This is a genomic window from Streptomyces sp. NBC_01232 (assembly GCF_035989885.1).
Taxonomy (GTDB): Bacteria; Actinomycetota; Actinomycetes; order Streptomycetales; family Streptomycetaceae; genus Streptomyces.
Map to the genome: position 1 here is coordinate 6,047,741 of NZ_CP108518.1, position 25,134 is coordinate 6,072,874.

General features: G+C 73.2%; 26 protein-coding genes. 12 read left to right on the forward strand and 14 right to left on the reverse strand.

What is annotated here, in order from left to right:
- Positions 1-72: 72 nt before the first annotated feature.
- The 8 genes from OG444_RS28070 to OG444_RS28100 form a co-directional block, all read right to left on the reverse strand.
- Positions 73-483 carry a rhodanese-like domain-containing protein gene (locus OG444_RS28070; protein WP_327264773.1) on the reverse strand — a complete coding sequence of 137 codons (411 nt, stop codon included), beginning with the start codon at positions 481-483 and terminating at the stop codon, positions 73-75.
- Complete coding sequence (locus OG444_RS28075; RefSeq protein WP_327264774.1) at positions 480-1,025, reverse strand: cysteine dioxygenase; 546 nt, start codon at positions 1,023-1,025, stop codon at positions 480-482. Before OG444_RS28075 ends, OG444_RS28070 begins: the two co-directional genes overlap by 4 nt.
- Before the next feature lie 78 nt (positions 1,026-1,103).
- Complete coding sequence (locus tag OG444_RS40805; protein ID WP_311318651.1) at positions 1,104-1,190, reverse strand: putative leader peptide; 87 nt, start codon at positions 1,188-1,190, stop codon at positions 1,104-1,106.
- A gap of 32 nt (positions 1,191-1,222) precedes the next feature.
- Positions 1,223-2,830, reverse strand: coding sequence for an FAD-dependent monooxygenase (locus OG444_RS28080; RefSeq protein WP_327264775.1), 1,608 nt, complete (start codon positions 2,828-2,830; stop codon positions 1,223-1,225).
- Positions 2,831-3,018: 188 nt separating this feature from the next.
- Positions 3,019-3,912, reverse strand: a complete 894-nt coding sequence (locus OG444_RS28085) for an amino acid ABC transporter permease (protein ID WP_327264776.1) — start codon at positions 3,910-3,912, stop codon at positions 3,019-3,021.
- Positions 3,909-4,583: an amino acid ABC transporter permease gene (locus OG444_RS28090; RefSeq protein WP_327264777.1), complete on the reverse strand. Its 675-nt coding sequence runs from the start codon at positions 4,581-4,583 to the stop codon at positions 3,909-3,911. Before OG444_RS28090 ends, OG444_RS28085 begins: the two co-directional genes overlap by 4 nt.
- An 83-nt stretch (positions 4,584-4,666) precedes the next feature.
- Complete coding sequence (locus tag OG444_RS28095) at positions 4,667-5,518, reverse strand: glutamate ABC transporter substrate-binding protein (protein WP_327264778.1); 852 nt, start codon at positions 5,516-5,518, stop codon at positions 4,667-4,669.
- Between the two features lie 117 nt (positions 5,519-5,635).
- Positions 5,636-6,421 (reverse strand): amino acid ABC transporter ATP-binding protein, encoded by a 786-nt coding sequence (locus OG444_RS28100; protein WP_327264779.1) that lies wholly within the window; start codon positions 6,419-6,421, stop codon positions 5,636-5,638.
- 286 nt (positions 6,422-6,707) lie between these two features.
- Here OG444_RS28100 and OG444_RS28105 point away from each other — a divergent pair, with 286 nt between their 5' ends.
- Positions 6,708-7,421 carry a response regulator transcription factor gene (locus tag OG444_RS28105; protein WP_327264780.1) on the forward strand — a complete coding sequence of 238 codons (714 nt, stop codon included), beginning with the start codon at positions 6,708-6,710 and terminating at the stop codon, positions 7,419-7,421.
- Positions 7,422-7,433: 12 nt separating this feature from the next.
- Positions 7,434-8,846: a sensor histidine kinase gene (locus tag OG444_RS28110; protein ID WP_327264781.1), complete on the forward strand. Its 1,413-nt coding sequence runs from the start codon at positions 7,434-7,436 to the stop codon at positions 8,844-8,846.
- A 51-nt stretch (positions 8,847-8,897) separates the two neighbouring features.
- On the opposite strand, the gene OG444_RS28115 is transcribed toward OG444_RS28110, so the two are convergent.
- A complete protein-coding gene (locus OG444_RS28115; protein WP_327264782.1) occupies positions 8,898-11,039 on the reverse strand; it encodes an endo-beta-N-acetylglucosaminidase in 2,142 nt (713 codons plus the stop codon).
- A gap of 97 nt (positions 11,040-11,136) precedes the next feature.
- Positions 11,137-12,390, reverse strand: coding sequence for a glycoside hydrolase 5 family protein (locus tag OG444_RS28120; RefSeq protein WP_327264783.1), 1,254 nt, complete (start codon positions 12,388-12,390; stop codon positions 11,137-11,139).
- A 263-nt stretch (positions 12,391-12,653) separates the two neighbouring features.
- Here OG444_RS28120 and OG444_RS28125 point away from each other — a divergent pair, with 263 nt between their 5' ends.
- The 4 genes from OG444_RS28125 (at position 12,654) to OG444_RS28140 (ending at position 16,438) form a co-directional block, all read left to right on the forward strand.
- Positions 12,654-12,821 (forward strand): hypothetical protein, encoded by a 168-nt coding sequence (locus OG444_RS28125; protein WP_327264784.1) that lies wholly within the window; start codon positions 12,654-12,656, stop codon positions 12,819-12,821.
- Positions 12,822-13,074: 253 nt separating this feature from the next.
- Positions 13,075-14,259 (forward strand): hypothetical protein, encoded by a 1,185-nt coding sequence (locus OG444_RS28130; RefSeq protein WP_327264785.1) that lies wholly within the window; start codon positions 13,075-13,077, stop codon positions 14,257-14,259.
- Between the two features lie 28 nt (positions 14,260-14,287).
- Entirely contained in the window at positions 14,288-15,397 is a 1,110-nt protein-coding gene (locus OG444_RS28135) for a LacI family DNA-binding transcriptional regulator (protein ID WP_327264786.1), read from the forward strand.
- Positions 15,398-15,424: 27 nt separating this feature from the next.
- Positions 15,425-16,438, forward strand: coding sequence for an ROK family protein (locus OG444_RS28140; protein ID WP_327266960.1), 1,014 nt, complete (start codon positions 15,425-15,427; stop codon positions 16,436-16,438).
- Positions 16,439-16,501: 63 nt separating this feature from the next.
- Here OG444_RS28140 and OG444_RS28145 read toward each other — a convergent pair whose 3' ends face one another.
- On the reverse strand, positions 16,502-17,497 hold the full coding sequence (locus OG444_RS28145; protein WP_327264787.1) for a TAXI family TRAP transporter solute-binding subunit: 996 nt from the start codon (positions 17,495-17,497) through the stop codon (positions 16,502-16,504).
- Positions 17,498-17,530: 33 nt separating this feature from the next.
- Positions 17,531-18,694, reverse strand: coding sequence for a LysR family transcriptional regulator (locus OG444_RS28150; protein ID WP_327264788.1), 1,164 nt, complete (start codon positions 18,692-18,694; stop codon positions 17,531-17,533).
- Between the two features lie 71 nt (positions 18,695-18,765).
- Between OG444_RS28150 and OG444_RS28155 the strand changes: the two genes are divergently transcribed.
- From OG444_RS28155 to OG444_RS28165, 3 genes are all read left to right on the forward strand, one after another.
- The gene (locus tag OG444_RS28155) at positions 18,766-19,491 is read left to right on the forward strand and encodes a maleylpyruvate isomerase family mycothiol-dependent enzyme (protein ID WP_327264789.1); all 726 of its coding nucleotides are present in this window, start codon (positions 18,766-18,768) and stop codon (positions 19,489-19,491) included.
- Complete coding sequence (gene miaB / locus OG444_RS28160) at positions 19,488-21,011, forward strand: tRNA (N6-isopentenyl adenosine(37)-C2)-methylthiotransferase MiaB (RefSeq protein WP_327264790.1); 1,524 nt, start codon at positions 19,488-19,490, stop codon at positions 21,009-21,011. Before OG444_RS28155 ends, miaB begins: the two co-directional genes overlap by 4 nt.
- A 133-nt stretch (positions 21,012-21,144) precedes the next feature.
- On the forward strand, positions 21,145-21,852 hold the full coding sequence (locus OG444_RS28165; protein WP_327264791.1) for a class III extradiol dioxygenase subunit B-like domain-containing protein: 708 nt from the start codon (positions 21,145-21,147) through the stop codon (positions 21,850-21,852).
- Between the two features lie 88 nt (positions 21,853-21,940).
- On the opposite strand, the gene OG444_RS28170 is transcribed toward OG444_RS28165, so the two are convergent.
- Complete coding sequence (locus OG444_RS28170; RefSeq protein WP_327264792.1) at positions 21,941-22,186, reverse strand: antitoxin; 246 nt, start codon at positions 22,184-22,186, stop codon at positions 21,941-21,943.
- Between the two features lie 23 nt (positions 22,187-22,209).
- Positions 22,210-22,377 carry a gliding motility protein gene (locus OG444_RS28175; RefSeq protein ID WP_327264793.1) on the reverse strand — a complete coding sequence of 56 codons (168 nt, stop codon included), beginning with the start codon at positions 22,375-22,377 and terminating at the stop codon, positions 22,210-22,212.
- A 227-nt stretch (positions 22,378-22,604) separates the two neighbouring features.
- Between OG444_RS28175 and miaA the strand changes: the two genes are divergently transcribed.
- From miaA to dapF, 3 genes are all read left to right on the forward strand, one after another.
- The gene (gene miaA, locus OG444_RS28180) at positions 22,605-23,543 is read left to right on the forward strand and encodes a tRNA (adenosine(37)-N6)-dimethylallyltransferase MiaA (protein ID WP_327264794.1); all 939 of its coding nucleotides are present in this window, start codon (positions 22,605-22,607) and stop codon (positions 23,541-23,543) included.
- Between the two features lie 189 nt (positions 23,544-23,732).
- The gene (locus OG444_RS28185) at positions 23,733-24,188 is read left to right on the forward strand and encodes a hypothetical protein (RefSeq protein ID WP_327264795.1); all 456 of its coding nucleotides are present in this window, start codon (positions 23,733-23,735) and stop codon (positions 24,186-24,188) included.
- A 53-nt stretch (positions 24,189-24,241) separates the two neighbouring features.
- Positions 24,242-25,117 (forward strand): diaminopimelate epimerase, encoded by an 876-nt coding sequence (dapF, locus tag OG444_RS28190; protein WP_327264796.1) that lies wholly within the window; start codon positions 24,242-24,244, stop codon positions 25,115-25,117.
- Positions 25,118-25,134 lie beyond the last annotated feature (17 nt).

A 25,134-nucleotide genomic window follows, 5' to 3' on the forward strand; every position in this document is an offset into this window, starting at 1 on the left:
CCGGACCCCCGCGCCTCAAACGCCGGCGGGGCTGGAAGAGCGCCTCAAACGCCGGCGGGGCTGAGGGGGTGCCTAAACGCCGAGAGGGCCGGAACCGGTGGGGGTGACGGGGAGGCCCGCCGACCTCCACGCCTGGAAACCGCCCGTCAGGTCCGTGGCGCGGGCCAGGCCCAGGGCGTGGAGGGAGGCCGCGGCGAGGCTGGAGGCGTAGCCCTCGTTGCAGATCACCACCACCTGGAGGCCGTGACTCGTGGCCTCCGGAAGGCGGTGGCTGCCCTGCGGGTCCAGGCGCCACTCCAGCTCGTTGCGCTCGACCACCAGCGCGCCCGGGATCAGCCCGTCCCGTTCGCGCAGGGCCTGGTAGCGGATGTCCACCAGGAGCGCCCCGGCGCGCGAGGCGGCGTACGCCTCCTGCGCGTCCACGCGGGTGTAGCGCGCACGGATCCGTTCCAGCAGCTCGTCGATGCCGACCGGCGCGCTCACTGCCAGTCCGCCGGACGCTCGACGTGCTCCAGGCTGAGGACCGGGCCGCTGCGGCTGTAGCGGCGGATCAGCGGGAGCGGCGGGTAGTAGGCGTGCACGGAGACGGCGTGCTCGTCCGGGGACTCGTTGAGGACCTCGTGCACATGGTGTTCGCGGAAGGCCCGGCCCGAGCCCGCGGTCAGCGAGCGGCGGCGGTCGACGTCCGGTGCCAGCTCCAGGGACTTCCAGCCCTCCGACGGCAGGCGCACGGTCAGCGAGTGTTCGGTGAGCCGGCCCCGGGCGGTGGCGAACGCGCCCCGGGATTCGGCGTGGTCGTGCCAGCCGGTACCGGTGCCCGGCGGCCAGCCGATCAGCCAGGCCTCGCTGCCGCCCGGCCCGTCCAGCCGGATCCAGGTGCGGCCCTCGGGGTCGAGCGGCAGCGAGGCCACGATCGCGGGGTCGGCGGCGGTGCGCAGTGCGAAGTCGAGGAGTTCGGCGGCCGTGGGGCCCCCGGCGGGCACGTGCTCAGGGGCGTGCGCGGGCGCGGATACGGATACAGACATGTAAGGAGACCGTTCCTGGGTTCGCGGAGGTGCGCGCAGGCCGGTGGACGGCACGGGGCGCGCGAGGGGAAGGGCGAATCAGCAGGAAGGGCGACACACGCAGCCCGCGTAGCGGAGCAGGTCCATATGGACCCTCCGCCACAGGCGTACGTCGTTGCCGGTCATTCCGCGAGTGAACCACGGAGTCCCGGAGACGGTCAATCGATCACCACGGTCGGTGCCGGCGCCGAAGAGGGCGCCGCGGTCGGTGTCGTCGTGGACGGCGTCGGCACCCGGGACGCGGGCGCGCCCGCCCGGACCGAGTCCGCCGCCTCGTACAGCTCGGCCGGGCGGACCCCCGCGAAGGTCGCCGCCAGGTGCCCGTCCGGCCGGACGAGCAGCACGGTGTGCGCCGGGGCCCCCGGGTAGCTGTCGGCGACGAGCAGATCGGTACGGACCGGCAGCGCGCTCACGGCCGCCGCGAGTCGGGGCATCAGCCCGGCGCCGAGCCAGTGGCGCCGGTCCCAGACCCCGGTGCCCGGAGCGACCAGCACCACCAGCAGCCGGCCCTGCCCCAGCAGGTCCCGCAGCGGGACGGTGGACCCGTCGGGCGCGGTCACCGGGACGTTCGCCACTGGACCGCCCGGCTCCGTGGCCGTCGGCACCTCGCGCACCGCGACCGGCGGGGCGTACGTGGGCTCCGCGCCCAGCGGTCCCCGTCCCAGATGGCCGTCGGTGAGCAGGGACTCGGCGGAACGCGCGGCGCCGGGCAGGTAGGTGCGCAGACCGCCGCCCGCCCGCAGCGTCGGCATCGCCTGATCTGCCGCGCGCAGCCGGGAGGCGACCGCGGTGCGCCGCTCGTCCTCGTAGCTGTCGAGCAGGGCCTCGGAGGCCCCTTGGTGCCAGGCCAGGGAGAGCTTCCACGCGAGGTTCTCGGCGTCCCGGAGCCCTTCCTCGACCCCCTGGGTGCCGAGCGCGCCCAGCAGGTGCGCGGCGTCACCGGCGAGGAAGGCGCGGCCGTCGCGCCAGCGCCGGGCGAGGCGGTGGTGCAGGGTGTGGACCCCGGTGTCGATGAGGTCGTACGGGGGTGTCGTGCCGCCGCACCACACGGCGAGGGTGTTGCGGATCAGGGTCACCAGCGCGTCGGGGGTCACCAGCTCCCCGCGGGCCGGGAGCAGCCAGTCCAGCCGCCACACCCCGTCGGGCAGCGGCCGGGAGGTGACCTCCTGCGGCGGGTTGCGGTGCAGCAAGGCCTCGCCGGGCCAGGGCAGTTCGGTGCGCAGCGCGGCCACGGCGTGCCGTTCCACGGCGGTGCGGCCCGGGAAGCGGATGCCGAGCAGTTTGCGCACGGTGGAGCGGGCGCCGTCGCAGCCGACCAGGTAACTCCCGCGCCACCAAGTGGTTTCGGCGCCCCGGGTGTGTGCGGTGACACCCCGGCCGTCCTGCTCCACGGTGTCCAGTCTGCTGTCGGTGACCAGCCGCACGAGCGGGTGCGCCGCGGCGGCGTCGCGCAGTCCGCGCGTGAGCGCGTGCTGCGGCAGGTGCAGCGGGGCCGGGTGCTCCTCGAAGGTGATCCGCCGGTCGGGCCGGCTCCGGCGCATGGTGCGCCAGGCGGCGAAGTACGCCCCCTCGTCGCGCAGCGTCGAACAGCCCAGCCGGTGCACCATGGCCGCGGTGTCGGAGTGCAGGACGACGGTACGGGCCGGGCGGACCTCCTCCTTGCCGGGCCCTTCGTCGAGCACGACGGAGGGCACGCCCGCGCCCGCCAGGGCGAGCGAGAGGGACAGCCCGACGGGCCCCGCGCCGAGGACGATCACCGGGTCCATGGCGCGGCTCCCGATGTCCGGTATGTGATCACAGAACGTATGCAACCCACTGTAGGTGCCCGCGTCAAGTGACACCGGTCCGTACAACGCCGTGTGGTGCGGCGGATGAGATCCGCCGCACCACAAAGGTTACGCACTATGACTGACCGTATGTCAGACCCGGGGGGCCGTCCGAAGGGGCTCCGGCATCAGGCTCCGGCCGCGGTGTTCGCCCCGGGGATCGGGTCGTCGATCTCGTCCGTGCCGAGCACCGCGCCGGTGCTCTTCTTCGACTTCCGCAGTCGGCCCTCGAGCTGGGAGGCGAAGGTGGTGAGGCCGAAGTTCACGACGATGTAGATCAGTGCGATCACGACGAGCGTGGCGATGGTGTTGCTGTAGTTGGCCGAGATCTGCCGGTTCATGGAGAGCAGCTCCGCGAAGCCCAGCAGGGCGCCACCGAGCGCGGTGTCCTTGAGGATCACCACGAGCTGGCTGACCAGGGCCGGCAGCATCGCGGTGACGGCCTGCGGGATCAGCACGTGGAACATGGTCTGCCCCTTGCGCATGCCGATCGCCTTGGCCGCGTCGGTCTGGCCGCGGGGCAGGGAGAGCACACCGGCCCGGACGATCTCGGCGATGACGGCCGAGTTGTAGAGGACCAGGCCCGTGACCACGGCCCAGAAGGGCCGGGTGTCGGAGGGGACGTCCATGAGCTGGGGTGCGTACAGCGCACTGCTGAACAGCATCAGCATCAGCACCGGGATGGCACGGAAGAACTCGACCCACGCGCCGACCGAACCCCGCACCCAGGCGTGGTCCGACAGCCGGCCGATGCCCAGCAGCGCGCCCAGCGGAAGGGCGATCACCATGGAGAGCGCCCCGGCCTTGAGGGTCTCGATCAGGCCGGGGATCAGGTACGTGGTCCACACCCGGCTGTCGGTGACGAACGGGGTCCACTTGTCGGCCTCGAGCTGACCGTTCTCCGCCATGAGGGACAGAGCCCACCACATGACGAGCCCGAACAGGACGATGAAGATCCCGCTGTAGATCCAGTTGCGCGCCTTGGCCTTGGGGCCGGGGGCGTCGTACAGCACGGAGGTCATCGCTTCACCGCCACTCGCTTGGCGACCCAGCCCAGCAGGAGACCGGTGGGCAGGGTCAGCAGGACGAAACCGAGGGCGAAGACCGCGAAGACCGCGAAGACCGCCTGCGCCTCGTTCTCGAGCATTTCCTTCATCAGCAGGGCCGCCTCGGCCACGCCGATGGTCGCCGCCACCGTGGTGTTCTTGGTGAGCGCGATCAGTACGTTGGCGAGCGGTGCGATGACCGCCCGGAAGGCCTGGGGGAGCACGATCAGGGTGAGCACCTGGAAGAAGCTCAGCCCCAGTGCGCGGGCCGCCTCGGCCTGGCCGACGGGCACGGTGTTGATACCGGAGCGCAGGGCCTCGCAGACGAAGGTGCCGGTGTAGGCGATCAGTCCGAGGACCGCGAGCCGGAAGCCGATCTCCTTGAAGCTGTCGCCGCCCAGGTTGATTTTGAGGGTCTGGCTGAGACCCAGTGAGCAGCCGATGACCAGCAAGGTCAGCGGGGTGTTGCGCACCAGGTTGACGTACGCGGTACCGAAGCCCCGCAGCAGCGGGACGGGGCTGACCCGCATCCCCGCCAGGGCGGTGCCCCAGATCAGGGATCCGGCCGCCGAGTAGAGGGTGAGCTGAACCGTCACCCAGAAGGCTCCGAGCACGTCGTACTGCCCGGAATCAAGAAAATCGAACACGATGCCCTGCGCTCTCCCCAGGATGGCCGGTGAGGTGCGCCGCCGCCCGCGGCAGGCGGGCGGCGATGCTCCTCACCGATGAATCAGCTGCCTTCGGTGATCTGCGGGGCAGGCTCGCTCTTGAAGTTGGCCGGACCGAGGTTCTTGTCCACGGCCTTCTGCCAGCTGCCGTCCTCGACCATCTTCTTGAGCGCGGCGTTGATCTTGGTCTGGAGCTCCTTGTCGCCCTTCTTCAGACCGATGCCGTAGTTCTCGTTGCTCAGGCTCAGCCCGACCAGCTTGAACTTGCCCTTGTTCTTCTCCTGGGCCGCGTAGCCCGCCAGGATCGAGTTGTCCGTGGTCAGCGCGTCCACGGCCTTGTTCTCCAGGCCGGTCAGGCACTCGGAGTAGCCACCCTGCTCCAGCAGGTCGGCCTCGGGGGCCAGCTTGGTCTTGACGTTCTGCGCCGACGTCGAGCCGGTGACCGAGCAGAGCTTCTTCTTGTTCAGGTCCTCGGCCTTGGTGATGCTCGTGTCGTCGGCACGGACCAGCAGGTCCTGGTGCGCGAGGAAGTACGGGCCGGCGAAGTCGACCTTCTCCTTGCGCTTGTCGTTGATCGAGTACGTCGCGACGACGAACTTCACGTCGCCGTTCGCGATCAGGTTCTCGCGCTCGGCGCTGACGGCCTGCTTGAACTCGATCTGGTTCGGCTCGTAGCCGAGCTCCTTGGCGACGTAGGTCGCGACGTCGACGTCGAAGCCGGTGTACTTGCCGTCCGGGGTCTTCAGGCCCAGACCGGGCTGGTCGTACTTGATGCCGACGACGATCTTGTCCTTCGCGCCACCGGACGCACCGCCGTCACTGGCGGCGTCCTGCTTGCTGCCGCCACAGGCGGTCGCGGTCAGGGAAAGGGCGACGGCGACGGCCGCGGCCGCAGCGGCCTTGGAGATCTTCATGATGAACTTCCCTCGGATGAGACGTTGTTGAACGACGAGCGACGCTTACGGCGCACGCACGGCCGACAGGAACGATCCGGCGGTGATCCGCATACGGATGACTACCAGACGTGAACCTCAGTGATGCAGGATCTTCGACAGGAAGTCCTTGGCGCGGTCACTGCGCGGGTTGCTGAAGAACTGCTCGGGTGTGGCCTCTTCGACGATCTTGCCGTCGGCCATGAAGACGACCCGGTTGGCCGCCGAGCGGGCGAAGCCCATCTCGTGCGTGACGACCACCATGGTCATCCCCTCGCGGGCGAGCTGCTGCATGACCTCCAGCACCTCGTTGATCATCTCCGGGTCCAGCGCCGAGGTCGGCTCGTCGAAGAGCATCACCTTCGGCTCCATGGCCAGCGCCCGGGCGATGGCCACGCGCTGCTGCTGGCCACCGGAGAGCTGCGCCGGGTACTTGTCGGCCTGCGAGCCGACGCCCACCCGCTCCAGCAGGGCCACCGCCTTCTCGTGGGCCTCGGCCTGGTTGGTCTTGCGGACCTTGAGCTGGCCCAGCATGACGTTCTGCAGCACCGTCTTGTGCGCGAAGAGGTTGAACGACTGGAAGACCATCCCGACGTCGGCACGCAGCCTGGCAAGTTCCTTGCCCTCGGAGGGCAGCTCCTTGCCGTCGAGCGTGATGGTGCCCGAGTCGATCGTCTCCAGCCGGTTGATGGTCCGGCACAGTGTGGACTTGCCCGATCCCGAGGGACCGATCACCACGACTACCTCACCGCGGGCAATGCTCAGATCGATGTCCTGAAGCACGTGCAGCGCGCCGAAGTGCTTGTTGACGTTGCTCAGTACGACCAGGTCGTCTGCGGCACCGGCCGCGTCCTGCACGTCCTTGGTCACTGATACTCCGCTCATCGGCTTCTTGCTCCGTCCTCCTCGGTTGGGAGGACAGTAGTGACGTGACGCGCACAACGTCATCACATCTGAGGGAGAATTGAGGATAACGATCCGGCCTCTTCCGGATACGCTCCGTGCGCGGTCCCGGCGTGGTCGATCATGTCCGCGTACCGGGTGCATAACGGAAGGCGCGCCGGAGCGGGACCCCCTTGACGTGGGACTCCGCATCGGCGTGGATGCATGGTGGACGCGTGTGACCATGCCTGGAGAGGCCCGAGCGAGAAAAAGAGGAGAGGGGGACGACATGAGACTGCTGCTCGTCGAGGACGACGATCACGTCGCGGCGGCCCTGTCGGCGATCCTCGCCCGCCACGGCTTCCAGGTCACCCATGCCCGCAACGGCGAAGAGGCCCTGCAGGCACTCCTGCCCGCCGGCGCCGCGACCTGCCCCCAGCCCTACGGCGTGATCCTGCTCGATCTCGGTCTGCCCGACCAGGACGGCTACGAGGTGTGCGGCAAGATCCGCAAGCGCACCGCCACGCCCGTGATCATGGTGACCGCGCGGGCCGACGTGCGCTCGCGCATCCACGGCCTGAACATGGGCGCCGACGACTACGTGACCAAGCCGTACGACACCGGTGAGCTCCTCGCCCGCATCCACGCCGTCGCCCGGCGCACCGGCGCCGCCGAGGAGGCCATCGCCGGAACCGGCACGCCCGCCACCGTCCGGCTCGGCACCGTCAGCATCGAGCTGCCCAACCGCCGGGTCAGCGTGGACGGCGCCGACGTACCGCTCACCCGCAAGGAGTTCGACCTGCTCGCCCTGCTCGCGCAGCGGCCCGGCGTCGTCTTCCGCCGCGAGCAGATCATCAGCGAGGTGTGGCGCACCAGCTGGGAGGGGACCGGACGCACCCTGGAGGTCCACGTCGCCTCCCTGCGTTCCAAGCTGCGCATGCCCGCCCTCATCGAGACCGTCCGAGGGGTGGGCTACCGGCTCGTCGCCCCGGGCGCTCCCTAGCGGTCCTCTGTCGTGCGTGCCCGTCTGCTCCCGCTGCTCGTCATCCTGATGGCGGGCACGCTGCTCGCCCTCGGTTTTCCGCTCGCGGTGAGCCTGGCCGCCGGGCAGCAGCAGAAGGTGGTCGTCGACCGGATCGACGACAGCGCCCGCTTCGCCGCCCTCGCGCAGTTCTTCATCGACGCCGAGGGCTCCGGATCCACCGGCGCCGACGAGCGCCGCACCGCGCTCGGGCTCGAACTCGCCCGCTACCAGACCCTGTACGGGATCCGCGCCGGCATCTTCCACCGCGACTACAACGCCCTCGCCCGGTCCCCCGGCTGGTGGCAGCTCCCGGACACGCGTGAGGGGAAGCTGGCCCTCAAGGAGGCGCTGGCCGGAAGGCGCAGCCACGACCCGCCGCAGGTGTGGCCGTGGCAGACCGACGGCAAGCTCCTCGTCATCTCCCCGGTCGTCCTCAACGGCGACGTGGTCGCGGTCGTCGCCACCGAATCGCCGACCGACCAGATGCGCGCCCGGATCCTGCAGGGCTGGCTGCTCATCGCGGGCGGCCTCGCCGCCGCCATGCTGGTCGCCTTCGGCGCCGCCCTCAGGCTCACCAGCTGGGTGCTCAAGCCCGTCCAGACCCTGGACGCCGCCGCCCACGGCATCGCCACCGGACGGATGAACTCGCGCGTCGCGGCCGCCGGCGGCCCCCCGGAACTCCAACGCCTCGCCCACTCGTTCAACGAGATGGCCGACAACGTCGAAGAGGTCCTGGAACAGCAGCGCGCGTTCGTCGCCGACGCCTCCCACCAGCTGCGCAACCCGCTCGCGGCACTGCTCCTGCGGATCGAGCTGCTCGCCCTGGAACTGCCCGAGGGGAACGCGGAGATCGCCTCCGTGCGCACCGAGGGCAAGCGCCTGACCCAGGTCCTGGACGACCTGCTGGACCTGGCGCTGGCCGAGCACGCCTCCGCCGAGATCAGCCTCACCGACATCGGTGCACTCGCGGCCGAGCGGGTCGCCTCGTGGCGCCCGTACGCCGAGGAGAAGGGCGTACGGCTCACCGAGACGGGCCGCACCGCCGTCACCGGCTGGGCCGACCCCATCGCCCTGTCCAGTGCGCTCGACGCCGTCATCGACAACGCGCTGAAGTTCACCCCCACGGGTGAGGAAGTGGAAGTGTCGGTCTCCACCGCGGGGCGCTCCGTCCGTGTGGTCGTCGCCGACCGGGGCCCCGGCCTCACCGAGGACGAGCTGCTGCGCGTCGGCGACCGGTTCTGGCGCAGCGGCCGCCACCAGAACATCAAGGGCTCCGGACTCGGCCTGTCGATCTCCCGTGCCCTGCTCGCCGCGGGCGGCGGATCCCTCTCCTACGAGAAGAACCCGCCGCACGGGCTCCGCGTGACGGTGGCCGTCCCGCGCACCGCCCCCCAGAGCTCCTGAGCCGTCGGGCCGCCGTGCCCCTCGGCTCCCCGGCCCCCGGGCGGGCCGCGGCTACCAGGTGAGGGTGGTGCGGGCCGGCGCCGACACCGCGTACAGCTCGTCGACGGCCCTGACCTCGAAGGCGGCGGCCCGCTCCCGCCCGGCGCGCGGGACGGCGGGCAGGTACAGGGCGGTGCCGCAGGTGCCCCCGAGGAAGCTCCGGGTGCCGTCCGGGAGGACCCGCCACACCTCGTAGTGGCGCGGCCGCCCGCCCGCGCCGCCGGATGCCGCCGCCCGCCAGGACAGGCGCAGCCGGGCCACGCCGTCCTGCCGGGCCGAGGCGTCCACGGCCGGTGCGGTGGGCGGGGCCGGGCGCCGGGTGCGGGTCTCGTCGTGTACCGACAGAGCGCCGATCCGCCACACCACCGGCCTCTTCCCGCGTGCGGTGATCCGTACCGCCAGGCCGTACGCGGTCCTGCCCGCCAGTGACGCCAGCGGGGCCCGCGTCGTGCGCCAGCCCTGCCCGCCGTCCCGGATCCCGGCCGGCAGCCACGTGTACGGGACCGGCCCGCCGGGAGCGGACGGCTCGCGCACGGCCACACCGATCTCCACCCCGACCGGATCCGCCCCGGTGGCGTGCACCAGCTCCAGGACCGACCCGCGGGTCAGCGGCAGCCGGGTGGAATGCAGCCCGATGACCACGGGCGCGGTCAGGGCGCCCTCCACCAGCACGCTCGAGCCGCCGCGCCACGCGTCCGCGAAGTCCAGGGTGACGGAGGGCCGCTCCCCGGCGGTGTCCACCACCCAGCGGCGTCCCGGGAGCCGGTCCTGGAGCCCGAGGTGGTTCCACGGCGTGTCCGAGACGACCCTGCCGCCGTCGTACCAGCGCAGCCCGTGCCCGGTGTTGAAGGAACAGGCGAAGGGAAGGCCGGTGACGGTGGACCGGTCGGCGACGGCCGTGGCGGGGGCCCGCCAGCGGGCCTCGGGCGCGGGCCGCGCCGGGTCCAGGGACTCGCCCGTCCAGAACCGGTCGTCGGCGCGGTGGAAGGCCCCGGGCGAGCGGTCGGCGAGGTGATTGCGGGTCCACTCGGGCCGGTAGAAGCCGAAGCTGACGACGTGGTCGCGACCGCGCGGGACGATCGCGTCCCAGCGGACGGGGGAGTCCCACCCGCGGGACTCGGTGTCCACCGCGGCCCACAGTTCGTGGCGGGAGCGCCCGAGGCGGTCGGCGAGGGCGCCGGACGCGGCCAGAGTGTCCGGGGTCCAGCGGAAATCCACGAACATCGTGTCCGAGACCTTCCCGGACCGGTCCTCGAAGAACTCCTGATTGAGCGGGTTGAGGGCGCCCTGCCAGCCCACCCTCCCGCTGGTGTTCATGGCGTCGTACCAGGTGATGCGCAGACCGTGGGGCTCGCCCGCCGCCCGCAGGGCGCGCAGGAACTCCCGCATCCGGCCGGCGAGCGCGCTGTCCCCGCCGTCGGTCTCGGCGTTCACGAACCAGCCGTCGAATCCGTACGTGCGCGCCACCTGGACGAGCCTGTCCGCGATCGGGAAGCGGCCGAGGGAGTCCTGCTGCACCAGGTCCCGGGTCCAGCGCAGGTCGCCGCCGTAGGCGACGGGCGGCAGGAAGACGTTGCCCAGCACCCGGACCCCGTTGCGGTGGGCGGCGTCGACCACGGGCGCGTTCGGGGCGAGCACGATCCCCTCGCCGGCGGAGCCGCCCCAGAAGACCAGCTCGTCGATGTACGCCCAGTGCGTGGGCGCGTAGTGGTCGGCGGTCGGGGAGCCCTGGGACGGGTTCCCGGCCGTGGGCCCGAAGGAGACGAGGGAGGAGATCCGGGCCTGGCCGGCGCGGGCGTCCCGGTTCGCCGGAACCGGGGTGAACCGCTCCGCCAGGGGCACGGTCGAGGTGTTGTGGGCCAGGTCGGGGTCGCTCCCCGGGGTCCAGCGGCTGAGCGATCTCCACACGATGCCGGGGCCGGGGGTGCCCGCCGGGAGGGAGTCCGGGAACCAGTAGGAGGCGTACGGGGCCAGGTCGGCCGGGGCGGGTGCGGCCGGTGCGGGGGCCGCGGTGTCGGCTGCGGCCCGGGCGCGGCCCGCCAGGCCCAGCAGCGCGGCGGCCCCGGCACCGGTGGCCAGCACTCTGCGCCGGGTCGGACGTATCGCGGTGGGCGGCGGCGTACCAGGATCGACGCCGTGGTCGGTCTCGGACATGCGGGGCTCCTCACGAAGGGATCGGGTCGGATCGGTTCACGAAGGCATCGGGTCGGATCGGGTCGGATCGGATCGGTTCGGGAAGGGATCGGATCGGTCAGGTCACGTCGTGCACGCGCAGCACCTCGGTGATGCCGCGCGCGGCCAGATGGGCCGGGTCCGCGGCGCGCTCCGCCAGGACCACCGCCGGGCGCACCCCCTGGGCCGTCAGCGCGGCCCAGGCTTCGAAGAACGCGCCGCCCGGGGCGCACACCGAGCGACCCGGGGCCTCCTCGGCCCCGCCGACGTCCACGGCGAGCGCGGTGGACCGCGGGGCCGGGCGGTGCGCGCGCCCCCGCCACTCCTCGGCGATCCGGGCGACGGCGGCGCCGGCCGGCTTGATCCGGCGGTCGTTGGTGAGCAGGCCGAGGCCGTACTCCAGCTCCGGGAAGTCGGCGAGCTCCCGGGACACGTCGTGCGAGCACCACCAGGTCACGCCCCACACGTCCGGGCAGTCCAGGGCGTTCGCCACGGTGGCCTCGGTGAACCGCGCCGCGCGCCCGGGCGGGATCAGCGGCGCCGGGGCGCCGACCTCCTGGAGCCAGACCGGGCGGTGCGGGTCGAGGGCCCACGCCTTGGAGAGCTCGATCAGGTACGCGGCATGGTGCTCGGTCGCCGTCCCGTCCACGCCGTGGCGCTGCGCGGTGCCGTTGAACACCCAGGAGTGCACGGCGGTGGCGGCGCCCAGCCGGGCCGCCTGGCCGGCGGTGAAGGGATGCCCGTCCTGGTACCAGGCGGCGTCGTACTCGCCGTGCACGTGGAACCGCCCGGGCGCACCCTCCTCGCAGGCCGCCAGCATCCGCTCCAGCCAGCGGTCGGCCTGGTCCCGGGTGATCCGGTCGGGGTCGGGGTGAGGGGCGTCGGAGAACTGGTTGATCTCGTTGCCGACGGTCATGCCCAGGAAGTTCGGCCGGTCGGCGAGGGCCGAGGCCAGCGTGCGCAGGTACTCCGCCTGTCCGCGGACCACGTCCGGATCGGTGAAGAGGCTGCGCCGGTGCCAGGTCCGGGTCCAGGCGGGCAGGAAGTCGAAGCTCGACAAGTGCCCCTGCAGTCCGTCCACGTTGACGTCGAGCCCGCGCTCGGCGGCCGCGTCGGCGAGCGCCACGAGCTGCTCGACGGCGCGCGGCCGGATCAGCGTCCGGTTCGGCTGGAAGACCGGCCACAGCGGGAAGACGCGGATGTGGTCCAGCCCGAGCGAGGCGATCGAGTCGAGGTCGGCCCCGACCTCGTCGAGGTCGAAGTCCAGCCAGTGGTGGAACCAGCCGCGGGCCGGCGTGTAGTTGGCACCGAAGCGGAGCGCGTCATCGGGCACGGGGCGTCCTGGAGTTCGGAAGGGGCGAGATTTCGGGAGTCAGGGAGTCAGGGAGTCCGGGAGCCCGGGGGACCGGAAGTTCGGGAGCTCTGGCGGAATTCACCGCAGGTGCCACAACCTGCCGGTGCGGATGAGGAAAGTCAACAGGGCCTCCGGTGCGTGCACTTATGCGCTTCAGCCCTGTTGACACAAGGGTTGTATTCGGCTGACTCTGGAGTGACTAATGCGCTTTAGTTGTGGCCGTCGAAAGAAAGTGTGCAGAAATGGACAGCGGTATTTCGGTCACGGCCGTCACCACTCCGGCGCTGTTCACCGGGCCGCCAGAGGCGCCGGCGCAGGTGGTCCGCGTACGGATCCGCAGAGACCGCCCCGCCGGCCCGCTCCACGTCACCGTGCCCGGCGCGGGCCTCAGCCGGGTCCGCTGGCGGTGACCGTCCACAACCCCGGTGTCGTGGACGCGGACCGACCTGGTCCGCGTGTCGGCGGACCCGGCTGCACTGGGACTGACGGAGCTCGCCGGACTCACGGGGCTCGCCGGACTCACGGGGCTCGCCGTGCCCTCGGCCCTCTCGGCCCTCAACGCCGCGCAGGCGCACCGGATCACCGTCCGCGACGCCGAGGGCCGGCCCGGCGCGCGGCGGCGGACTCGCCCGGCTGCTGGGCCGGCGCACCGGGCAGGAGCTCATGAGCGCCGGGAAGGTGGACGAGCTGCTCGTGCAGGACGAGTACGACGCACACCCCTTCTTCGGGGAAGGCCCCTGGCACCTGCTGCCCAAGGGCCCGGGCACCGGCTCGGGCTCCGCGCCCGCCACGTCCTGCCGGGCGGAGCGCGGGCCGCTCGGGGCCCGGATCGTCGCCACCGGCCGCACCGGGCCGGTCCGCTGGACGCGCACGACCACCCTCCGGCACGGCCTCGACCGCGTCGAACCGACCACACGGATCGACGAGTTCGCCGGCTCTGACCCACTGCTGCGGCTGCGGATCCCGGCCGACGCGCCGGGCGCCGTCCCGGTCGCCGGGACCGCCGCCGCGGCCTTCGGGCGCGGCTTCGCCTTCCCCGGGGCGGATGCCGGGGCCGACCCCACCCGGGTCCCGTGGACGCTGAACAGCTCCTGCCTGAACTGGTTCGCGCTCTCGGCGCCGCTGGCCGGGCCGGACCGGGCGCTGGGAGCGGGGGAGATCGTGCTGCCGGACGCGGGATCTCCCGACGGGCTGCGGGAGTTGGTGACCGCGCTCGGCCGTCACGGGGTCACCGCCACCCCCACCCGGCCCGCCGGTCCGCGGCGGGGTGATCCGGCGGCGGACAGCAGCCTCCCGGACTTCCGGATCGCCCTCGGCGGTCCCGCGGCCGGTGCCTTCACGGCGGTGGTGCTGGCGGCGGCCGATCCCGCTTACGCACAGGCCGTACGAGAGCGCCCCCGGGTCCGGATCCCGGCCCGGGCCCCGCTCCGCGCGCTCTGGAGCCCCGGCTGCGACCTCACCGGGATCCGGGACCTGCCGGTCCTGGTGCACACCGGGTCACCGGCGGAACTGGCCCGGGCCGTCGGCGCCGCGGGCCGACTGGAGGCCGCCGGGCAGCCGGCCGAGGTGGCCGCGCGCGAAGCTCCGTACGCGCAGCGGACCGTCGGGATCCTGGCCAGGGGCACGCCCGGCTTCGCGGTGGACACGGCGGGCCGCCTGCACAGCGCCCTGATGCGTTCCTGCACCGGCCGGCCCGCCGGGGAGTGGATGGACCCTCCCCGGCGCACCGCCCCGGACGGCAGCTCCTTCCAGCTCCAGCGCTGGACCACCTCTTCGAGCACAAGGCCGCCCGTCGGGGAAGGATCGCGTACGGTCCGGCCATATCCCTCCGTATTCCGCCACGCGTGACGCATCCGAAGGACGAATGAGGCAGTCCATGGCCCGCAGACCCACGATCAAGGACATCGCCCGGCAGGCCGGGGTGTCCGAGAGCGCCGTCTCCTTCGCGCTCAACGACCGGCCGGGCGTCTCCCAGGACACCCGGGCCCGGATCCGGCGCGTCGCCGAGGAACTCGGCTGGCAGCCCAACAGCGCCGCCCGGGCCCTGTCCGGGGAACGCGCCGGGGCCGTCGGCCTGGTCCTCGCCCGGCCCGCGCACACGCTCGGCGTCGAGTCCTTCTTCCTCCAGCTCGTCTCCGGCATCCAGGAGGTCCTCTCCGCCGCCCGGACCGCGCTGCTGTTCCAGGTCGTCGAGGACATCGACGCCGAATGCGCCCTCTACCGCCGCTGGTGGGCCGAGCGGCGGGTGGACGGAGTCCTCGTGGTCGACCCGCGTACGAGCGATCCGCGGCCGGCGCTCCTGGAGGAACTGGCCCTGCCCGCGGTCACGATCGGCGAGGCCGCGCCGACGGGCGGCAGCGGGGTCGGGGCCGGGGTCGGGAGCGGGGCCGGGAGCGGGGCCGGGAGCGGGGGTGTTGCGTCCGGGACCCTTTCCTCGGTCCGGGCCGACGACGCCGGCGCCATGGCCCAGGTCCTGGACCACCTCCACGGGCTCGGCCACCGCCGGATCGCGCACATCGCCGGGCTCCCCGGCCTCGCCCACACGGTCCGCCGGATGGACTCCCTGCGGACCGAGGCCGCCCGGAGGGGGCTCGGCGCGGACCAGGTGCGCTCCGTCGTCACCGACTACTCCGACGCCGAGGGCGCGGCGGCCACCCGCCGGGTCCTCGCGGAGCCGCGGCCGCCCACGGCGCTCGTCTACGACAACGACGTGATGGCCGTCGCCGGGAGCGCGGTCGCCGCCGAGCTGGGCATCCCCGTCCCGGGCCGGCTGTCCATCGTGGCCTGGGACGATTCCGCGCTCTGCCGCGTCACGCACCCCCGGCTCACCGCTCTCGTGCGGGACACCGCCGGGTTCGGACGGCTGGCCGCCGAGGAACTCCTGGCCGTTCTCGCCGGCAGCCCGCCCGGAGTGCGGATCAGCGAGCAGCCTCGGCTGGAGCCTCGTGAGAGCACGGCGCCGCCCCCGGCGCATACTGAATCCTGAAACCTTCCTGGAGCCGCCACCGTGATCATTCCCACCGCCCCGTTGCCCGCTGTGCGGGCCGCCGCAGCAGCCTCAGGCCCGACGGTGGCGATCGACATCGGCGGTACGAAGATCGCCGGTGCGCTGGTGCACCCCGACGGCACGATGACGGCCACCACGCGCCGCCCCACCCCGCGCGGGGTGGACGCGGACGGCGTCATGGCGGCGGTCGCCGAGGTCGTCGCCGAACTCGCCGAGTCGCCGCTGTGGGGCTCGGCGGTCCGGTGCGGGATCGGCAGCGCCGGCCCGGTGGACGCCTCCCGGGGAACCGTCAGCCCGGTCAACATCGGGGCCTGGCGGGAGTTCCCGGTCCAGGAACGGGTCGTGGCGGAACTCGCGGCCCACGGGGCCGATCTGCCGACCGTGCTGGCCGGTGACGGAGTGGCGATGACCGCGGCCGAGCACTGGCTGGGCGCGGCCCGGGGCCGTGCGAACGCGCTGTGCATGGTCGTCTCCACGGGCGTGGGCGGCGGCCTGATCCTGAACAACCAGCTCCACCCCGGCCCTACCGGCAACGCAGGGCACATCGGCCACATCAGCGTGGCCTTCGACGGCGAGCCGTGCGTCTGCGGCGGCCACGGCTGCGTCGAGTCGATCGCCTCCGGTACGGCGATCGCCCGCTGGGCCCTGGAGCAGGGCTGGACTCCGCCCGCCGCCGCGGACGGCGGCGGGCGCGATGCCACGGCCGCGGGCGTGGCCGCTGCCGCCGCCGCGGGCGACCCGATCGCCCTGGCGGCCTTCGACCGGGCGGGCCGCGCCCTGGCCGCCGCCATCGCGGCCACCGCGACCCTCGTGGAAACGGACATCGCGGTCATCGGCGGGGGAGTGGCCGCCGCCGGGGACACCCTCTTCGCCCCGATCCGCAGCCACCTCGCGGCCTACGCCACGCTCTCCTTCGTCAAGGACGTCCAAGTGGTGCCGGCGATGCTGGGCACCCACGCGGGGCTGATCGGCGCCGCCGCGGCGGCGCTCATGCTGCTGCCGTCCCCGTCCTCGTCCTGAACCACGGCGCAGTCCCTGCACCCGGCGCACCTGGCGTCCCTCACAGGCGTGCCCCGGGGGACCTCAGGGCTTGACGGACCGGTAGTACCGCCGCGCGCCCTCGTGCAGCTCCAGAGGGTCGGTGTAGATCGCCGTGCGCAGGTCCACCAGCTGCGCCGCGTGCACCTCGCGCCCGACGAGGTCGCGGCTGGAGATCACCGTCTGCGTCAGCTGCTCGGTGAGCGCGGGGTCCGTCTTGGCCGTGGTCACCAGCAGGTTCGGTACGGCCAGCGTCGTCACGGAGCTGGTGTTGCGCGCCAGCGCGTACGCGTCCTGCGGCATCACCGCCGTCCGGTAGTAGCGCGCCGGGCTGCCGCCCTGCTGCAGCTGTTCCACCAGGTCGCCCAGTTGCACGAGCCGGATGTCGAACCGCCCCGACAGCTCGCTCACGGCGTTCGTCGGCAGGCCGCCGGACCAGAAGAACGCGTCGATCCTGCCCGCCTCGAGCTCGCCCGGCATGGTGTCGATGCCTATGGTCACCGGCGTGATGTCCAGCACCGGGTCGATCTTGGCGGCCTTCAGCAGCCGCTCCGAGACGAGCCGCACGCCGGACCCGGGCTGGCCGATGGCGACCCGCTTGCCGCGCAGGTCACGGGCCGACTGCACCGGGGAGCCGGCCGGGACCACCAGCTGCACGTAGTCGTCGTAGAGCCGTGCGACCCCGCGCAGCTTGTCCGCGGCGGGCTTCCCGTCGAGCCGGTACTTGGCGACCGCGTCCGCCGTCGCCACGGTGAAGTCCGCCTCGCCGGTGGCCAGCCGCTTCAGGTTCTCCTGCGAGCCCTCGCTGGTCTCCAGCCGTACGTCCACCCCGGGCATGCTCTCCCGGAGCTCCTGCTCCAGCAGCTGGCCGTAGCGGTGGTAGACACCCGTCCGCGCGCCCGTGCTGAAGACCAGGTCGCCCGCCAGTTCCGTCTGCCCGAAGGGCTTCAGCCACCAGGTCAGGACGCCGAGCACGGCGAGTACGGCCACCAGGACCCGCAGGGCGTGGCGCCTGCTGATCCGGGGCGGTACGAGAGGCATGGCCGCGATCCTGCCACCCCATCCGCCGTCCTGTCACGGCGCGGCCGGTCCGGGGGCTCCCGAGCGGAGCCTTTTCAGCAGCTCGCGGGCGGCCGGGCCGGACGGTCCGTCCGCCCGCCAGGCCACGGCGACCCGCCCGTACAGCGCGGGCTCCGTGATCCGCAGGGCGCACAGCCCGCCGCCTCCCCTGCCCCCGCCCTCGCCGTCGGCCGCGGCCGCGCTGCCCGTCTCGCTCTCGGCCCCTGCCGCGCTGCCGGTCTCGCCCGGGCCGCCGGTCTCGGCCGCGCTGCTCGCCTCGGCCGCGCCTCGGGTCCCGGCCGCGCTGCTCGCCTCGGCCGCGCTGCTGGCCTCGGCCGCGCCTCGGGTCCCGCCCGCGCCGCCGGCTTCCGCCGCGCCGCCCGTCCGTCTGCCCGCGGTGGGTGCGCCCGCTCCTGACTCCGCCCCGGAGGGCACCACCGCCACCCCCAGCCCCCGCGCGGCCAGCCGGACCAGGACGGCGGGTGCCGCGGCCTCGAAGTCCACCCGCGGGGCGAATCCCGCCTGCGCGCACGCCCGCTCCAGCACCGCGCGCAGCCCGGTCCCGCGCGGCAGGCCGATCAGGGCCCGCCCGCGCAGGGCGGCCAGCGGGATCGCCCCGTCCACGGCCGCCGCCACCAGGGGGTCGTCCGCCCGGACCGCCGCGACCAGCGGTTCGTCGAGGACCATCTGCGTGGCGATACCCGGCGGTGCCTCCCCGCCGAGGCCCACCACCGCCAGGTCCAGCTCCCCGCGCAGCAGCGCGGCCAGCATCCGCTCCGAGGTGTCCTCCGACAGCGCGATCTCCACCCCGGGGTGCTCGTCGTGGAAGTCCCCGAGCGCCCCCACCACGTCGAACCCGTCCACCACCGCCCCGGCCGCCCCCGGAACCAGCCCGAGGGCCACCCGCCCGCGCAGCAGGCCGGAGAGCTCCTCCGCCGTCCTGCGTACGCCCTCCACCGCCGCCAGAGCGGCCCGCGCGTACGAGAGCACCGCACGGCCCGCCTCGGTCGGGGTGACCCGCCGTGCGGAGCGGTCGAGCAGCCGCTGCCCGAGCTCCCGCTCCAGCTGCGCGATCTGGGCGCTCACCCCGGGTTGTGACACGTGCAGCCTCGCCCCGGCCCGGGTGAAACTGCCCTCCTCCACCACGGCCACGAAATAGCGCAACTGAGCCAGTTCCATAAGCTTGGATTCTAGATCGCAGAAGCATCTGCTCTTGGACTTATGAAAGGTCCCGCCCCGACCCTGGATCCATGAGCCGATCAGCGCCCCGACCCGAGCCCCGCCCCGGCCACCGCCCCGGCCACCGCCCCGGCCCCCGACCCGCGCCCGCCTCCTCCGTGCGCCGCCGTACCATCGCCGCGGCCGTCGCCGCCGAACGCCGCGAGCTGGCCGACGTACTGGACTCCCTCACCCCGGACCAGTGGGACGCACCGTCCCTCTGCGCCGGCTGGCGCGTCCGCGAGGTCGCCGCCCACATGTCCCTCGGCTTCCGCACCACCCTCCCCGGTTTCGCCGCCGAGCTCCTGCGGGCCCGCGGCGGCCTGCACCGGATGACCGACCGCACCGCCCGCCGGGACGCGGCCGCCTTCACCGAGCGCGAGCTGGCCGCCCTGCTCCGCGAGAACGCCGCCCACCCCTGGAAACCGCCCGCGGCCGGCCCCACCGGAGCCCTCGCCCACGACGTGGTCCACGGCCTCGACATCACCGTCGCCCTCGGCCACCCGCGCCGCGTCCCCGAGGACCGGCTGCGGCTCCTCCTCGACGCCGTCACCCCCCGCTCCCTGCGCTTCTTCGGCGCGGACCTCACCGGCATCCGGCTGTGCGCGCAGGACCTCGACTGGTCCCACGGCGAGGGAACCCCGGTGCACGCGGACGCCCAGGACCTGCTGCTCGTCCTCTTCGGGCGCCGCCTTCCCGAGGATCGGCTGAACGGGGGACCGGAGGGCCACCGGGTACCGCCTACCCTTATTGCATGACCAGCAGCGACCGGAGCCAGGCAGTGGACGTGAAGCGAAGCTACGAGGTGCGCACCTACGGGTGCCAGATGAACGTGCACGACTCGGAGCGGCTCTCCGGTCTGCTGGAGGACGCCGGCTACGTCCGGGCGCCCGAGGGCGCCGACGGCGACGCCGACGTCGTGGTCTTCAACACCTGCGCGGTCCGCGAGAACGCCGACAACAAGCTCTACGGCAACCTCGGCCGGCTGGCCCCGATGAAGACGAAGCGCCCCGGCATGCAGATCGCCGTCGGCGGCTGCCTCGCGCAGAAGGACCGCGACACGATCGTCAAGCGGGCCCCCTGGGTCGACGTCGTCTTCGGTACGCACAACATCGGCAAGCTCCCCGTGCTGCTGGAGCGCGCCCGCATCCAGGAAGAGGCGCAGGTCGAGATCGCCGAGTCGCTGGAGGCGTTCCCCTCCACGCTCCCGACCCGCCGCGAGTCCGCGTACGCCGCCTGGGTCTCGATCTCCGTCGGCTGCAACAACACCTGCACCTTCTGCATCGTCCCCGCGCTGCGCGGCAAGGAGGAGGACCGCCGGCCCGGCGACATCCTCGCCGAGGTGGCGGCCCTGGTCGCCGAGGGCGTCTCCGAGATCACCCTGCTCGGCCAGAACGTGAACGCGTACGGCTCGGACCTGGGCGACCGCGAGGCCTTCAGCAAGCTGCTGCGCGCCTGCGGCCAGATCGAGGGCCTGGAGCGGGTCCGCTTCACCTCCCCGCATCCGCGCGACTTCACCGACGACGTGATCGCGGCGATGGCCGAGACCCCGAACGTCATGCCGCAGCTGCACATGCCGATGCAGTCCGGCTCGGACCCCATCCTCAAGGCGATGCGCCGCTCGTACCGCCAGGAGCGCTTCCTCGGCATCATCGAGAAGGTCCGCGCCGCCATCCCGCACGCCGCGATCTCCACCGACATCATCGTGGGCTTCCCCGGTGAGACGGAGGAGGACTTCCAGCAGACGATGCACGCGGTGCGCGAGGCCCGTTTCGCGAACGCGTTCACCTTCCAGTACTCCAAGCGCCCCGGCACCCCCGCCGCCGACATGGACGGGCAGATCCCCAAGGAGGTCGTGCAGGAGCGGTACATGCGCCTGGTCGCCCTGCAGGAGGAGATCTCCTGGGACGAGAACAAGAAGCAGGTCGGCCGGACCCTGGAGGTCATGGTCGCCGAGGGGGAGGGCCGCAAGGACGGCGCCACGCACCGCCTCTCCGGCCGCGCGCCCGACAACCGGCTGGTCCACTTCACGAAGCCGGAGGCGGAGGTCCGCCCGGGTGACGTGGTCACCGTGGACATCACCTACGCGGCCCCGCACCACCTGCTGGCCGAGGGCCCGACGCTGACCGTGCGCCGCACCCGCGCGGGCGACGCCTGGGAGAAGCGCAACGCGGCCCCGGCCCAGCCGGCGGGCGTCATGCTCGGCATCCCGACACTGGGCGTCCCGGCGCCCCTGCCGACCGTGACCGCAGGCTGCTCGGTGCCCGCCTCCTCCTGAGGCGCCTGCTGCCCGCCCGGCCCGCGCCCTGCCCGGTCCGCCCGGTCCGACCGCCTGCCGTCCGCCGACCGGGCCGCGGGCGCGCGCCGACGTGCGTCCCGCCCCTCGTGCGCGTCCGGCTAGGCTGCGGATCATGCTCGTAGCCGCCGCCGTCTGTCCCGCCCCGCCGCTGCTCGTACCGGAGGTCGCCGCGGGGGCCGCCGCCGAACTCGGCGACGCCCGCACCGCCTGCTCCGACGCGCTGGCGGTGCTCGCCGCGTCCCGGCCCGACCTGCTGGTCGTGGTCGGGGCGGCCGGCCACGACCATCGCGGGGCCTACCCGCAGGGTGCCCGCGGCAGCTTCCGCGGATTCGGCGTCGCGAGCGACGTACAGCTGGGGGAGGGCGAGGAGGGACCGCGCCTGCTGCCCCCCTCGCTCGCCGTCGGCGCCTGGCTGCTCGGACACGCGCGCTGGGGCGCCGCCCCGGTCGAGGGGCTCGGGGTCGAGGAGCCCCTGGATACCGCGCGCTGCCTGGAAACCGGCCGGGAACTGGGCGCGCGCCACGACCGGGTCGCGCTGCTCGTGATGGGTGACGGCAGCGCCCGGCGGACCCTCAAGGCCCCCGGCTACCTCGACGAGCGGGCCGCCGCCTTCGACGAGGCCGCGGCCCGCGCGCTGGGCGCCGCCGACGTGGCCGCGCTCACCGCCATCGACGCCGGTCTCGCGGCCGAGCTCCAGGCCGCCGGACGGGCCCCCTGGCAGGTGCTGGCCGGCGCCGCGGAGGGCGCCGAGCTGGAAGGCCGCCTGCTGTACGAGGACGCGCCGTACGGCGTGGGGTACTTCGTGGCCACCTGGTCGTAGGCGCCGCGTACGGGCCGAGAGGCCCATGGAACGCCGAAGGGGCGCGGGACCGGCATCAGCTGGTCCCGCGCCCCTTTCCGGGACCGCGTCAGGAGGCGGCCGGCGGCGTCGGCCCGCCGGGAGCGTCCTTGTGCGCGATCTTCCCCAGGGCGTCCTTCGCCTTGCCCGTCCCGCTCGTGATCTGGCCGCTGTACTTGCCCTTGGTCTTGGAGTCCACGGCCTTGGCCACCTTGTCGAGACTCTCGCCGATCCTGCCCTCGTGCTGCTGGGCGAGGTCGCCGACCTTGTCCTTCGCCGGACCGAGCTTGGCCTTCAGATTGTCCAGCAGGCCCATGGGTCACCTTCCGTTGGCGGTGGCTACGTGCGGGCGCCCTCACCGGTCTCGCTGTCCGCGGCCACCTCGGCCGACTGCTGCTTCGGAATCTCCACGGCCTCCGCCGCCTGAGCCTCCGCGGCCGCAGGTCCGGCCTCGTCGGCCGCACCGGACTCCGCCGTCGGGTCCGTCGCCGCGACCTCCTCGGTCACGACCTCGTCCTTACGACGAAAAAACCGATCAAAAACGCCCATGTCTGCTCCTGTAACGTTACTCGTGTGAGTGAAGTTCCGCCTTGACCGGACCGGCCTCCGCCGGGCGTACGCCGGGCGTATGCGCGGCCGGAACCTCGCCAGGGCAACGACCTCACCCCCACCCCGTCACGTCACTCGATCGGGTACATGCTCCTGTCTTGACCAGGGGCTGCGAGACTGGGGCGGTGAGGAAAGCAGCCCCCGCCCCGCGGGTCATCGCCGTCGTCGGTCCCACCGCGGCGGGAAAGTCCGACCTGGGCGTCGCCCTGGCCCGCCATTTCGACGGCGAAGTCGTCAACGCCGACTCCATGCAGCTCTACCGGGGGATGGACATCGGCACCGCCAAACTGACGACCGAGGAACGCGGTGGCGTCCCGCACCACCTCCTCGACATCTGGGACGTCACCGACACCGCCAACGTCGCCGACTACCAGCGACTGGCCCGCCTGGAGATCGACAGGCTGCTCGCCGAGGGCCGCACCCCCGTCCTCGTCGGCGGATCCGGCCTGTACGTCCGGGGCGCCCTGGACGTCATGGAATTCCCCGGGACCGATCCCGAGGTCCGCGCCCGGCTGGAGGCGGAGCTCGCACTGCGCGGCCCCGGCGCCCTGCACGCCCGCCTCGCCGCCGCCGACCCGGCCGCCGCCCAGGCCATCCTGCCCAGCAACGGCCGCCGCATCGTCCGCGCGCTGGAGGTCATCGAGATCACCGGCCGCCCCTTCACCGCCAACCTTCCCGGCCACGAGTCCGTCTACGACACCGTGCAGATCGGCGTCGACGTGGCCCGGCCGGAGCTCGACGAGCGGATCGCACTGCGCGTGGACCGGATGTGGGAGGCCGGGCTGGTGGACGAGGTCCGCACCCTGGAGGCCCGCGGCCTGCGCGACGGAATCACCGCCTCCAGGGCGCTCGGCTACCAGCAGGTGCTGGCCGCGCTGGCCGGCGACTGCACCGAGGACGAGGCCCGGGCCGAGACCGTCCGCGCCACCAAGCGGTTCGCGCGCCGCCAGGACTCCTGGTTCCGCCGCGACCCGCGCGTGCACTGGCTCAGCGGGGCCGCCGCCGACCGGGGGGAACTCCCCGGGCTCGCGCTGTCGTTGGTCGAACGAGCGGTCACAGCCTGATCACGTGATTGCATCGGGACGCCTCACGCGCCAGTAGTGGGGCCGGGGGCGTGCCATCATCAAACTCGAGCGGGTGCGATCACCTGCGATGAACGGCGGCAAACCGAGTCCGAGTGGGGAGGGCGCGTGGCGATGGAGGCCGGCCCTCGTGACACCGGGCGGGACGAAACCCGGAGGGAAGCGGACCCGATGCTTCTGGACGGGACGGACGGGCCCGCCGGGCTCGGGCTGCCCGCGGAGCCCGCGCGGCTGACCCCCGACGGCCCGGACACGCCGGACCCCGCCGAGGCGGAGGCCGCCGCCGGACCCGAGTTCGAGGTCGAACTGCGTCCGCAGCGCCGCCTGCGCCTGTGGCAGATCGCCCCGATCGCGATGCTCGCCGCCACTGGCTCGCTGATGTTCGCCTTCCCGCTCGCCTTCGAGTTCGGCGACGGCGGAGCAGTGGTGGCCATGCTCGGCTTCCTGATCAGCTGCTGCGCCGGAGGCTGGGGGATGATGGCCGCCCGACGGGTGGGCTACACGTGGCCCGGTCTCCCGGCCCGGGGGAGCGGCCGCCGCCCGGACTGGCGCCTGGCCGCGCTGTACGCCGTGGTCGCACTGGCCGTCGTAAGTCTCGCCGTGTACCGGGTCGCCCGGCTCCGCTGACCGCCCCTCGGACGGCTCGACCCCTCTGAGCAGGGGCTGGGTACCATGTGCGGGTGACGCAGACCACCCTCTCCTTCCTCAAGGGCCACGGCACCGAGAACGACTTCGTGATCGTCCCGGACCCGGACAACGCCATCGAGCTGCCCGCGTCCGCCGTCGCGAAGCTGTGCGACCGGCGGGCCGGCATCGGCGCCGACGGCGTCCTGCACGTGGTCCGGTCCGCCGCGCACCCGGAGGCCGCGCACCTGGCCGACGAGGCGGAGTGGTTCATGGACTACCGCAACAGCGACGGCTCCATCGCCGAGATGTGCGGAAACGGCGTGCGCGTCTTCGCCCGCTACCTCCAGTACGCCGGACACGTCGAGCCCGGTGACCTCGCCGTCGCCACCCGGGGCGGCGTCAAGCGCGTGCACCTCGACAAGGGCGGCGACGTCACCGTCTCCATGGGCCGCGCCGAGCTGCCCGAGGGCGAGGTCACGGTCTCGGTCGGCGAGCGCTCCTGGCCCGCCCGCAACGTGAACATGGGCAACCCGCACGCCGTGGCCTTCGTGGACAGCCTCGACGACGCCGGAAACCTGTACACCGCCCCGCCGTTCAGCCCGGCGTCCGCCTATCCCACCGGCGTCAACGTCGAGTTCGTCGTCGACCGCGGCCCCCGGCACGTCGCCATGCGCGTCCACGAGCGCGGCTCCGGCGAGACCCGCTCCTGCGGCACCGGCGCCTGCGCCGTCGCCGTGGCCGCCATCCGCCGCGACGGCGCGGACCCGGCCGCCACCGGCGAACCGGTCTCGTACACCGTCGACCTCCCCGGCGGAACCCTGGTCATCACCGAACACCCCGACGGGCGGATCGACATGACCGGACCGGCCGTGATCGTGGCCGCGGGAGAGTTCGACGGGGCCTGGCTCACCGAAACGGCTTTCGCGTGAAGCTTCCCTCTAATGGG

Coding starts and splice junctions, on each gene's coding strand:
- miaB (WP_327264790.1), top strand. CDS start 19,488: ATGACCAGCAGCGACCGGAGCCAGGCAGTGGACGTGAAGCGAAGCTAC.
- OG444_RS28150 (WP_327264788.1), bottom strand. CDS start 18,694: ATGGAACTGGCTCAGTTGCGCTATTTCGTGGCCGTGGTGGAGGAGGGC.
- OG444_RS28100 (WP_327264779.1), bottom strand. CDS start 6,421: ATGAGCGGAGTATCAGTGACCAAGGACGTGCAGGACGCGGCCGGTGCC.
- OG444_RS28170 (WP_327264792.1), bottom strand. CDS start 22,186: ATGGGCCTGCTGGACAATCTGAAGGCCAAGCTCGGTCCGGCGAAGGAC.
- OG444_RS28165 (WP_327264791.1), top strand. CDS start 21,145: ATGCTCGTAGCCGCCGCCGTCTGTCCCGCCCCGCCGCTGCTCGTACCG.
- OG444_RS28145 (WP_327264787.1), bottom strand. CDS start 17,497: ATGCCTCTCGTACCGCCCCGGATCAGCAGGCGCCACGCCCTGCGGGTC.
- OG444_RS28155 (WP_327264789.1), top strand. CDS start 18,766: ATGAGCCGATCAGCGCCCCGACCCGAGCCCCGCCCCGGCCACCGCCCC.
- OG444_RS28085 (WP_327264776.1), bottom strand. CDS start 3,912: ATGACCTCCGTGCTGTACGACGCCCCCGGCCCCAAGGCCAAGGCGCGC.
- OG444_RS28185 (WP_327264795.1), top strand. CDS start 23,733: ATGCTTCTGGACGGGACGGACGGGCCCGCCGGGCTCGGGCTGCCCGCG.
- OG444_RS28130 (WP_327264785.1), top strand. CDS start 13,075: ATGAGCGCCGGGAAGGTGGACGAGCTGCTCGTGCAGGACGAGTACGAC.
- OG444_RS28075 (WP_327264774.1), bottom strand. CDS start 1,025: ATGTCTGTATCCGTATCCGCGCCCGCGCACGCCCCTGAGCACGTGCCC.
- OG444_RS28135 (WP_327264786.1), top strand. CDS start 14,288: ATGGCCCGCAGACCCACGATCAAGGACATCGCCCGGCAGGCCGGGGTG.
- OG444_RS28115 (WP_327264782.1), bottom strand. CDS start 11,039: ATGTCCGAGACCGACCACGGCGTCGATCCTGGTACGCCGCCGCCCACC.
- OG444_RS28080 (WP_327264775.1), bottom strand. CDS start 2,830: ATGGACCCGGTGATCGTCCTCGGCGCGGGGCCCGTCGGGCTGTCCCTC.
- OG444_RS28125 (WP_327264784.1), top strand. CDS start 12,654: ATGGACAGCGGTATTTCGGTCACGGCCGTCACCACTCCGGCGCTGTTC.
- OG444_RS28095 (WP_327264778.1), bottom strand. CDS start 5,518: ATGAAGATCTCCAAGGCCGCTGCGGCCGCGGCCGTCGCCGTCGCCCTT.
- OG444_RS28105 (WP_327264780.1), top strand. CDS start 6,708: ATGAGACTGCTGCTCGTCGAGGACGACGATCACGTCGCGGCGGCCCTG.
- OG444_RS40805 (WP_311318651.1), bottom strand. CDS start 1,190: ATGACCGGCAACGACGTACGCCTGTGGCGGAGGGTCCATATGGACCTG.